Origin of the sequence: Streptococcus parasanguinis (genome assembly GCF_001578955.1) — a bacterium.
Classification (GTDB): Bacteria; Bacillota; Bacilli; order Lactobacillales; family Streptococcaceae; genus Streptococcus; species Streptococcus parasanguinis_U.
Genome location: NZ_KQ969689.1, coordinates 578,730 through 588,836, shown reverse-complemented (window position 1 = coordinate 588,836; position 10,107 = coordinate 578,730). Strand labels below are relative to the sequence as shown.

Here is a 10,107-nt window from a genome sequence, read left to right as displayed (position 1 = left end):
ATTTGCGACGAGGTATATCTTTATAGGGTGGTTGCTATTTACAATGTTGGGCATTGGTTTCCGAATGCTTGTCCATATCCGAATCCCTATTACAAGGCTAAAAACTAGAGCCAACATTCCAAAATTTAGCACATGTGAAGTAAAATAAAGATATTTTTCAACAGGAAAGGCCTTCGATAACAGCACGGCAGTTGTACCCATACCAAAAGCTGAAGCAAAACCTTTCTTCCGAGTACCCTTTTTATTGAGAACTTTAGAAAGATCCGAGGGAGCTAGAGTCTGCACTTCTTCCTTAGTTAAAGGATAGGCACGATGAGGGATGAAGCTTAAAATCCATGGAAAGAAATAGCTAATGAGAAAGGGACGATCGGCATCGACTAAATAAGACTCACCATCCATTTGTAAGATCCGGTAACGAAGATTAATTTTTGATAATTGTTCTATTTTTGCTTTTTTTAGCATGCATAGTTCCTTCTAATTTTCTTTGTAAACAGATTTATCCTCATCCACTGCTTCCAGTCTCTCAAATTCAATCCGTCCCTTTCTATAGGCATATTCCAGTGGAATACTACCTGATTCGATCCAAATATAAAGATAAGCCAACATTCCATTGACAAAAAGTAAACCAGCTTCAGTACCATTATGAATTTTCATATAGATTCCAAACACAATAAAAATTGGAACAAGAAAAACATAAGCATGAAATTGGCGCTGCTTCTTTACATTTCGAAAGACGATCTTATATTTTGGACGATTGGGTGTAAGGCGTCTGGCAATTTCTTTTCGTGATCTCCAGAGGATGAATCTATAAATAACAAAAGCTAGCAGAATTGACAATAAAAAAAATAGGATTTTTAAATGGAGATTCTGACTAATGCTATAATATCTAAAAATTCCAGCCCAGATTCTATTGAGGACCAAACTAAGTCCAATTCCAAGACTTACCGCTAACGAATGGCTACCTTAAGGAGCCATTTTAATTTTTTTATCAAAGTTTCTATTTGAATCCTCTAACTCTATGATATCCAACTTGAACTCCTTAGGAGCAAATCCCCAATAGTAACTTTTAGAGGTCAACGAATTTGAATCTAAAACATACCTTTTTCCATCCATTTCAAGGATGCCAAAATAATAGACATCCAAGGCTTTAAAATTAACTGCCATTTATTTTATTTGATCACTTTCTGAATTAATGTTATTTGCCAATTAAGTAACTTCTACGATATCACAAAACGTCTACTGTTCTTCTATTTTTTCAAGAATAATTTGACCTTGCTTGTAGGGAAGAGCAATTGGGTAACTTCCTAGAGTAAACATGAAAAAGAATAAGGATACGATTCCATTGATTACCAAAAAAGCTCCTTCTGTTCCATTATTCAAACCAAGAAAGAAAAGTAAACAAATGAAAATTGCTCCAACTAAAGGATATACTCCTCCGTTACTTTTCTTAATAGTTGTAAAGGTAACTGTGTATTTACGGCTGTTTTTAGGAATCCATTTATCTGCTTTTTTATGGGCCAACTTTAATGAAATCAGAATAGCAAAATAAGAAATCAGCATAGAAATTGCAAAGAGTAATAACTTTAATAATACTTGCTCACTAAGATTGTTTTGAATAAAAAGCCGCTTTAGAACATCATAACCAACTTTGACAATTGGTTGGACAATGATGGCTGCCATTGTCGTACTGATAGGTGTTGTAGGTTTGATTTCGAACTGGGTATTATTCTTTTCAATCTCCACCATATCCACTATAATCGTATCTGTTTTAATTCCCCAGTAGTAACTCTTAGGACTCATTGTACTCGTATCCATGATATACTTTTTCGATTCTTGATCTATCTGGACAATCTGAATACAGGTCATATTTGAATTTTTAAATTTTAATTCCATTTGTTTACTCATTTTTATTTTTAATATTTTCAACGTAACTTTTTCTTTTCATATTGTTTCTTTCACACACTACTCTGGATGATTAGTAGACCAAGCCTGCAGTTCATCGTAGGATTTTATTTGTGTTTTCTCACCGGTCTTTGGATCCGTCGCATAGACCTCTAACACGTCCTGTCCCTTTGGCGCAAACCAATGAAGAACTGTATCAAACCACTCTTTGGTTGAAAACTGCTTAGGTCTCATATATAAACGAGCTAAATTCTTTATATCCTTAGCCATTTCCGGATAGTCTTGTGCAAAATTTGTATTGGAAATATCTATCTTTTCACGATCTTCTTTTGAAAGTGAGGTATCAATATAACCAGCTGTGAATTTCAAATGGTACTTTTCTTTCATAGCTTGCCGAATGTTATTATAAACATTCCCCTTAGACATTTCCTGTTCAGTGGCAGAAAAAAGTGATTTACCATAATCCTCAAAATTTTCAAGGTCTTCAATTTTTTGATTCGTAATACCAACTATGATTTTTCTACTATCATTATTTCCAACTTTATACAAAGTTACCGGTATGTAATCCTTGTTATCTGCATAATACTGACTGATATCGTACGCACCTCGATACTCTTTTTTCCCTAATAATTGATATACTTCCGTCTTTTTACTTGGAAATCCAGTAGCATTTAAATCATAAGAAATAATATTAAAATACTCATCTTTTGCAATTTTAGGTGAACCATTTTTCTCTCTATCAATCATACTTTGATTGATCTCTTTTTGATGGACATCCAAAACCGAAATATAATCTTGACCAAATGCTATCCCACCTATCCCATCTTTTTGCGCAACAAATACAAATTTATTGTCATCAAAAAGATGAATTGTAGGTTTCTGAGTTTTCGCATCTATATATTTCTGCTTGGTTTCTTGCTGACTCGTTTTTCCATGCTTTTGAACTTGCTTCAACAAGTAGAAAGATCCTATACTTACTAAAAGGACTAGCACTCCTATTATTTTCTTATTCACTCGTTTCATTTCAACCTCCACTCTCCTAGTTAACTCCTACCATGATACCGAAATTTTGCGACTGGGGCAACTTCCTCACTAGTTGGTAATAGTTGCAAGAAAAAAACCACCTCTCGGTGGTGTTTACTTCTTCTTTTGTGGAAAGAGGGGCAGGCCTAAGGTCGCGATCTTCTCAGCGGGGATCTTCATGCCATCCTTGATCCATTTGGAGATGACAGAAACAATGGCGGAGCTCCAGAAGGAATTGAGGTAGCTGCCAGCGCCATTCGAGGAGCTGCCATTTCGTTTTTCTAAAAAATCATAGACTGCCTTGGTCAAGAGCCGCTCGAAATTATAATCAATGGCTAGGCTAATGATCTTGGCTTCTTTCTTGACTTCCTTAAAGAGGTAGACCCAGACTTGGTAGAGGTCTGTCTTGAGGTTGTAGCCATCTAAAGACTTGGTAATCTTTGCGATACTAGATTGAAAGATGGACTCTAGAATCTCTTCCTTGGAGTCATAATTACGGTAAAAAGCTGCGCGAGAGACACCTGCACGCTGAACCAGCTCAGAGATAGTGATCTTTTTCAGATCTTTTTTCTCCAACAATTGCAGGAGAGAGATTTCGATGGATTCTCGTGTAATCGCATTGTTTTCTCGGTTAAATCGTTTGAGATTTTCCAAGGATTTCTCGGATATTTTTCTTTCTGCCATAACATTTACTTTCTATCTGTCTCACCTGATGATATCTGCTTGGATAGCATTGCTCTTCATGATATAATTGTAAAAGAAGACATACTACTTGTCAATGTACATTTTTATACAATTATGAGGTATGAACTGATGAAATGGAAAATTATTGCGGATTCAGGCTGTGACTACCGCTCTTTGGACAATCTGGCACCGGATACGGAGTTTGCCAGTGTCCCATTGACCATCCAAGTGGGAGAGACCATCTACACAGATGATGCCCAACTCAATATCGATCAGATGATGGAGGAGATGTATGCGACTACGACTGCTTCTAAGTCTGCCTGCCCGAGTCCTGATGACTACATGAAGTCTTTTGAAGGGGCTGAAAATATTGTTGTAGTCACCATCACTGGAACCCTTTCAGGTAGCTACAATAGTGCTGAGGTAGCTAAGAAGATTTATCTGGAAGAGCATCCGAATACCAATATTCACGTGATTAATAGCTTATCAGCTGGGGGTGAGGTGGACCTGATCGTTCGCAAGCTCAATCAGTTGGTCGCTGAAGGCCTCGATTTTGATCAAGTGGTCGATGTGATCACGACCTATCAGTCTAAGACGAAGTTGCTCTTTGTTTTGGCCAAGGTTGATAATCTGGTCAAAAATGGGCGTCTCAGCAAATTGATCGGAACTGTTGTCGGACTCCTCAATATCCGTATGGTCGGCGAAGCTAGTAAGACCGGTACCCTTGAGCTGCTTCAAAAAGCAAGGGGCCAAAAGAAAGCGATCAAGGCAGCTTTTGATGAATTGATCAAGGCAGGCTATAATGGTGGACATATCACCATCGCCCACCGCAACAATGAAAAATTTATCGAGCAATTCTCTGAATTGGTCCGTGAAAAATTTGCCCGTGCAATGATTGAAGTTCTTCCCACTTCTGGACTTTGTAGTTTCTACGCCGAAGAAGGCGGCCTCCTCATGGGCTATGAAATTTAAGTTACGACTAAAAAGAGGCTAGGACAAAAGTCCTAGCCTCTCAATTGTTTTTGGATTGTCGAGCAAGACGCAGCGGTTGAGTGGGCTCTACTACGCTGATTTCATCAGCTTTACAGTCCTACTCAACTGTGCGGAGGTGGGACGACGAAATTGAATTCTAATGAATTACCGATTTCTGTCCCACTCTCTCTTTTTATTCTCCGATCTCTTGGTAGAGAGTGCGGATTTTTTTGCGGTAGATGGTGTAGCTGATTCCTGCTCCGATTAACAGGATGATACTATAAAGGATCACAGCCAGCAGGGTGCTGACAGAATGATAGGTCCAAATGAAGCTGACAATAATCAAAAGAAACATCAAAAAGAGAAAGACAATCAAGAGAATAGACTGAAGAACTGCATTCCCACGATGGCGGGTCATCAACTCTGTGATATTGGTCCAATTGGTGCTAAAATTTTGAAAATCTTTGACATAGTCTCGAATACAGATCGGAATAGTCGTTACCACCCAGATCAATAACATAGCTAGGATAGCCAAGGGATGGACGCCAAAATAGAGACAAACGCCAACTAGAAGAATGACAGGAAGAATGGATTGCACCAGATAGAGCAACCAAAATTTCATAAAGAGATAGCGTTTGAAATCAATAGGGAGCGATCTCAGGTACTCAAAGTTTTCGCGCTCCAGCGAAATACCGATACTGGTCAAACCTCCAAAACTGTTGAAAACACCGATCAAGATGGCAACAAGGGTCAGTGGCACCAGATACTGGGGCGTCAAGTAAGAACTGAGTCCTCCTATATTTTTAGACGCTCCTGCTGCTCCACTGAGGAGGAAAATATATGGCAGAATACTCATCATCAAGAGGACTTGCACCATAAGGGTTCCATCGCTCAAGAGTCTGCGATGATACTGAATGACAAATCGCCTAAAGGAATCTTTCTGACCAACATGGAGCACTTTCACGCGCTCTTTGACGGTTTGGTTGGTCGCAACTGCAAGGGCTGCATCATAGAACTGCGGGATCACAATTTTTCGAACCAGGCCGATCAAGACCAGAAGGAGCAGGATCCAGCCCAGAAGGCCAAGGATCGCTTCTCCATCAAAAGGATGGAGAATGAACTGATGAAAGGCAGTAAAAGGTGGAAATAGAATGGGAATATCTGCGCCCCCTGTCACTTCTACCCGATGGGTCTGGACTAGATTCAGATAGAGATAAGCTCCTAGACTCAGAAGGGAACCAATTCCGACCATGATGTTGGAGACCAGGGTCGTGTGTTTTTTGAAAAAGAGGGTCTTAGTGATCAAATGAGCTAGGATGATCGTCGCTAAAAAGAGAACTCCTAAGAGAATCAAGGCACAAAAGAGGCCTAGCAGGATCCCTAACGGATTAAAGCCGCCTGCTTGCACAGGCAGGATCAGAAAATAGCTGACCAGGGGAAGGATAGCCATGAGGAGGGTCAGGATGACAGAGATACTCTTTCCAGCAATGACTTCCGCATCTGAGAAGGCATAGGGCCGGTAAAACTGGAGGTCCTTGCTTTCATAAAAGACATTGTAAAAGCTCATAAAGCCTTGAGAAATGGTCATCAAGGAAAAAAGGGCGACCATATTGACAAAGAAGGCTGGTTGGTTCACAAAATCATAGATGCTAAAGAGCAAGCCAAATATGAGGAAATAGACCAGGCCTAAAAAGAGATAGTTGAGCACCGATTTGCGGGCAACATTGAGTTTGACGTCCGGTTTTTTGGCCTGTTTGGCACGTAATTTTGCGATCTGAGCGGGCTGACTGGCATAGATGATATTAACATTGACCAGCTGCTGGATGATCTTAAGACGCATGATCGCCACCTTCTTCCTTACGACCCGCTAGGCTGAGATAGATACTTTCCAGACTTTGTTCGGGATGTTGGCCCTTCAATTCCTCGATCGTCCCATAGAAAATGAGATTACCCTTTTTGAGAATGGCGATTTTATCACAGAGTTGTTCGGCTACTTCTAAAACGTGGGTAGAGAAAATAACCGTCTTGCCCCGATCCGCATGCTGGCGCATCATTTGTTTTAAATCGTAAGAAGCCTGTGGGTCCAAACCGGTCATTGGTTCGTCCAAGACCCAGATATCTGGATCGGACAAGAGGGCTGCAATGACGAAGACCTTCTGGCGCATCCCATGTGAAAAGGATTCAATCACTTCATAGCGGTGGCTCTGAAAATCAAAGATCCTAAGAAGCTCCTCTAAGCGTTGGTCACAGTCTTTCTGACTCATATCATAAGAGGTCGCAACCAACTCCCAAAATTCATTGGCTGTGAGACGCAAGAAAAGATCTGGCGAATCTGCCACATAACCGATCTTCTTTTTGATCGCCAGTCGATGGCTATAGAGGTCCTGACCATCCACTTCAATGGAACCAGTGGTTGGGGTGATGACACTGACCAGGCTCTTGATGGTTGTGGACTTGCCAGCTCCGTTGTGGCCAATCAGTCCGACAATTTGCCCATCTTCGATGGTCAGATCCAAGTGGTTGAGGGCAATGTGCCCATCGTAATCTTTGGTAACTCCGTGAAATGTAATCATGTTAACTCCCTAATTGATCCTCACAGGGACCGTTTTTTCTTATTCTGTTGATAAGCGATCATCGAAATGGTAGAGCAATTCTAGCAGATAGTTTGGAATGGTCTCCAAGAAGTCTTCTTTGTAGACCCGCTCTCCTCGCTTATGCAATTCTTTGCCCCAAGGGCCTAGATTGACCGCTGGAACCTGAATGTGAGCAATTTTTTCCAGATCCAGATCATAGACCTGGGCTGGTGTGGCTAGGCTATCCAAGACGACTTGATAAGAGGCCACATCCTTTTCCAAGGCACAATAACTGGTGTCGTTAATCCCCATAAAGTATTCTTCGACTTTTAAGAGGTAACCTCTTGTGTCCAGATACTCGCGGTAATCAGTGATGAGGGACACAATATTGAAATCGGTATTGTCTAAAAAGCGGCAATTCATGGAAGGATAATAGGGGGGCGCAAAACCGATGACCACCATAGGATCCTTATCTCCGAGAAACTCAAGGAGTCGCTGGATTTGCTGAATCGCAAGGCTCTGGTAGCTGGTCCCATTACGAAAATCTTGCTCCGCTTTTTTATTAGAAGCTTCTCTAAAGTCTTGGTAGCCCTCTAAGGCTTGGCAACGTTCCTCTAGTTCTTGATAGGTGATGACTCTTGGCCTTGCAATAATATGGTCTTGGCCTGCCTGATCCTGCAAGTGCTCGTACTTCTTGTAAAAGGCGTCCAAGGCCTCCTGACTAAGCTCATAAATCCGCTGTAGGAGCTCTTGGGGTGTTTTCTTCAAATGCAACACACTGAAATAACCAGCCGCATAGAGCACGGTCGATACATCGTACTGCTCCTTCAAATCTCTGAGATAGGACCAAGAAGGAAGAGGAGACGTTTCTCCCAAGGCCTGATCTGCCAGATCGGGATGAAGATCCAGCTGGCTTGCAATGGCTACTAAGAGGGACAAGGCATTGATCCCTTTAAGAGGTTCCTTCATATGGGACAAGACACCTTGCGCCACAACGACTGGCATTAGTTTACCGACTGTACCGATGTGAAGAACCTTTTCTTTTCCTAATTCTGATTCAAAGGGCTCTGAATCCACTGCTAATACATAATCCAGATCAAAGGTTTCCTGTAAATCAGTGAGGAGGCCCAAGGCTCCCCGCATCCCACGGGAATAGGATTCCTCATCTCCAACAGAGAGATAGAGCAGGTTGACCTGACCTCCTGAGGGATCCGCCGCATAGGATTCTAGAACCCCTAATTGAAGGGCCAAAGCTGCTTTCATATCGCAAGACCCTCTGCCAAATTTCCACTCCCCAGAAGCTAAATCTTCCTGCATATCTGGTCGCCTATCCAGTATTTTCAAGGCTTCTGCTACTTGATCAGAATCGAGTGCGATTTCTGCCAAATTACCATAGTCTTCTAAATCGACTGTATCATGGTGGTGGAAAAGGATAACTGTTTTTTTCTTGCCCTTATCAACCAAGGCCCAATTGACCGACCGATGCAAGTGATCCTGTGGCACCTGATAGCGCCCAAAGTGGTCCGGATGTTCCTTGAAATAAGGGATCTGGGCAATCCGTTGATCCAGGTAGGCTTCGATCCCTTGCTCGGTCTCCGTGTTGGTAAAGCTTGGGATTGCCAAGGCTTCAGTAAAAATCGTTTCGATGCTCTCTCTATTGGTGGTTTTCACTTTCAAACCAATCCTCCTTTGTTATGATCAAACTATAAAATGAATAGAAATATATGTATCAGACTGATATTTCTACGTAAATAAAATGCTACTTTTTATATTCTCACTTTATTTCTTTCATGTATGCGATTTCTTTTCTAGAAAGGGCTTGCTTCCAGCGCAAACGTTTGTCGCATCCAACTATTTTTGGTAAAATAAGGACATTCACATGAAAGAAGAAATAACGATGGAAAATCAAACCTTAATGCAATATTTTGAGTGGTATTTGCCTGCTGATGGGAACCACTGGACGCGTCTTGCTGAAGATGCGCAACACTTAGCAGACTTGGGTATTCGTAAAGTCTGGATGCCGCCTGCTTTTAAAGCTACTTCTAACAATGACGTTGGGTACGGAGTCTATGACCTCTTTGATTTGGGCGAGTTCGATCAAAAAGGAACGGTTCGCACCAAATATGGCTTCAAAGATGATTATCTTCAAGCCATTCAAGCCCTCAAAGATGCAGGGATTCAACCAATGGCCGATGTCGTGCTCAACCATAAGGCTGCTGCTGATGGCTTAGAGGAATTCGAGGTCGTTGAGGTCGATCCTATGGATCGAAACAAGGTTCTCACTGAACCCTTCACCATTCAAGGATGGACCAAATTCACCTTTGATGGCCGAAATGGCGCCTATAATGACTTCCGCTGGCATTGGTACCACTTTACCGGTACGGACTACGATGCTTCATGTAATAAGAATGGGATCTACCAAATCCAAGGGGACAACAAAGGTTGGGCTCATGGAGATCTGGTTGACAAGGAAAACGGAAACTACGATTACCTCATGTACGCCGATATCGATTTCAAACATCCCGAGGTTGTAGAAAATCTCGATCAATGGGCTGAATGGTTTATCGAAACGACAGGGGTTGAGGGATTCCGTCTGGACGCAGTCAAACACATTGACTCCTTCTTTATGAAGAATTTCATCCACAATATTACCAAAAAATATGGTGAAGATTTCTACGTCTTTGGTGAATTTTGGAATGGCGACACAGAAACCAACGATGAGTACTTGGAAAGCATTGACTACCTATACGACTTGATCGATGTGGCCCTCCACCAAAATCTCTTCAGAGCTAGTCAAGAGGGTGAAAATTTCGACCTTCGAACTATTTTTGATGGAACACTAGCGCTCAATCATCCTGAACAGGCCGTGACCTTTGTGGACAACCATGATACCCAGCGAGGGCAAGCCTTGGAATCTACGATCCAAGAATGGTTTAAGCCTGCAGCCTATGCC

General features: G+C 41.7%; 9 protein-coding genes and 1 pseudogene. 2 read left to right on the top strand and 8 right to left on the bottom strand.

The window, feature by feature from the left end; all coding sequences use genetic code 11:
* From SPADD19_RS02700 to SPADD19_RS02680, 5 genes and pseudogenes are all read right to left on the bottom strand, one after another.
* On the bottom strand, window positions 1–462 hold a 462-nt coding region (locus SPADD19_RS02700), incomplete at its 3' end, for a DUF443 family protein (protein WP_061455120.1).
* A gap of 12 nt (window positions 463–474) precedes the next feature.
* A pseudogene (locus SPADD19_RS02695) lies at window positions 475–1,164 on the bottom strand (DUF443 domain-containing protein).
* 72 nt (window positions 1,165–1,236) lie between these two features.
* Window positions 1,237–1,893: a DUF443 domain-containing protein gene (locus SPADD19_RS02690; RefSeq protein ID WP_081103055.1), complete on the bottom strand. Its 657-nt coding sequence runs from the start codon at window positions 1,891–1,893 to the stop codon at window positions 1,237–1,239.
* Between the two features lie 69 nt (window positions 1,894–1,962).
* A complete protein-coding gene (locus SPADD19_RS02685) occupies window positions 1,963–2,925 on the bottom strand; it encodes a hypothetical protein (RefSeq protein ID WP_061455119.1) in 963 nt (320 codons plus the stop codon).
* Window positions 2,926–3,039: 114 nt separating this feature from the next.
* On the bottom strand, window positions 3,040–3,609 hold the full coding sequence (locus SPADD19_RS02680) for a TetR/AcrR family transcriptional regulator (RefSeq protein WP_003010925.1): 570 nt from the start codon (window positions 3,607–3,609) through the stop codon (window positions 3,040–3,042).
* 129 nt (window positions 3,610–3,738) lie between these two features.
* On the opposite strand from SPADD19_RS02680, the gene SPADD19_RS02675 reads away from it, so the two are divergent.
* Complete coding sequence (locus tag SPADD19_RS02675; RefSeq protein ID WP_061455118.1) at window positions 3,739–4,581, top strand: DegV family protein; 843 nt, start codon at window positions 3,739–3,741, stop codon at window positions 4,579–4,581.
* Window positions 4,582–4,774: 193 nt separating this feature from the next.
* Here the strand turns inward: SPADD19_RS02675 and SPADD19_RS02670 are convergent, their stop codons facing one another.
* Genes SPADD19_RS02670 through SPADD19_RS02660 form a run of 3 tightly spaced genes read right to left on the bottom strand, consistent with a single transcriptional unit; the run spans window position 4,775 to window position 8,825 of the window.
* A complete protein-coding gene (locus tag SPADD19_RS02670; RefSeq protein ID WP_061455117.1) occupies window positions 4,775–6,421 on the bottom strand; it encodes a hypothetical protein in 1,647 nt (548 codons plus the stop codon).
* Window positions 6,411–7,154, bottom strand: a complete 744-nt coding sequence (locus SPADD19_RS02665) for an ABC transporter ATP-binding protein (protein WP_003010968.1) — start codon at window positions 7,152–7,154, stop codon at window positions 6,411–6,413. The genes SPADD19_RS02670 and SPADD19_RS02665 overlap by 11 nt, the downstream gene beginning before the upstream one ends.
* A gap of 39 nt (window positions 7,155–7,193) precedes the next feature.
* Window positions 7,194–8,825 carry a M20/M25/M40 family metallo-hydrolase gene (locus SPADD19_RS02660; RefSeq protein ID WP_061455262.1) on the bottom strand — a complete coding sequence of 544 codons (1,632 nt, stop codon included), beginning with the start codon at window positions 8,823–8,825 and terminating at the stop codon, window positions 7,194–7,196.
* Between the two features lie 208 nt (window positions 8,826–9,033).
* Here SPADD19_RS02660 and SPADD19_RS02655 point away from each other — a divergent pair.
* The coding region (locus tag SPADD19_RS02655) for an alpha-amylase (RefSeq protein WP_241496432.1) at window positions 9,034–10,107 on the top strand (1,074 nt) is incomplete at its 3' end.

Excerpts from the sequence above, each read along its gene's own strand:
- SPADD19_RS02675 (WP_061455118.1), top strand. The coding sequence starts at position 3,739 with ATGAAATGGAAAATTATTGCGGATTCAGGCTGTGACTACCGCTCTTTG.
- SPADD19_RS02670 (WP_061455117.1), bottom strand. The coding sequence starts at position 6,421 with ATGCGTCTTAAGATCATCCAGCAGCTGGTCAATGTTAATATCATCTAT.
- SPADD19_RS02680 (WP_003010925.1), bottom strand. The coding sequence starts at position 3,609 with ATGGCAGAAAGAAAAATATCCGAGAAATCCTTGGAAAATCTCAAACGA.
- SPADD19_RS02665 (WP_003010968.1), bottom strand. The coding sequence starts at position 7,154 with ATGATTACATTTCACGGAGTTACCAAAGATTACGATGGGCACATTGCC.
- SPADD19_RS02685 (WP_061455119.1), bottom strand. The coding sequence starts at position 2,925 with ATGAAACGAGTGAATAAGAAAATAATAGGAGTGCTAGTCCTTTTAGTA.
- SPADD19_RS02690 (WP_081103055.1), bottom strand. The coding sequence starts at position 1,893 with ATGGAATTAAAATTTAAAAATTCAAATATGACCTGTATTCAGATTGTC.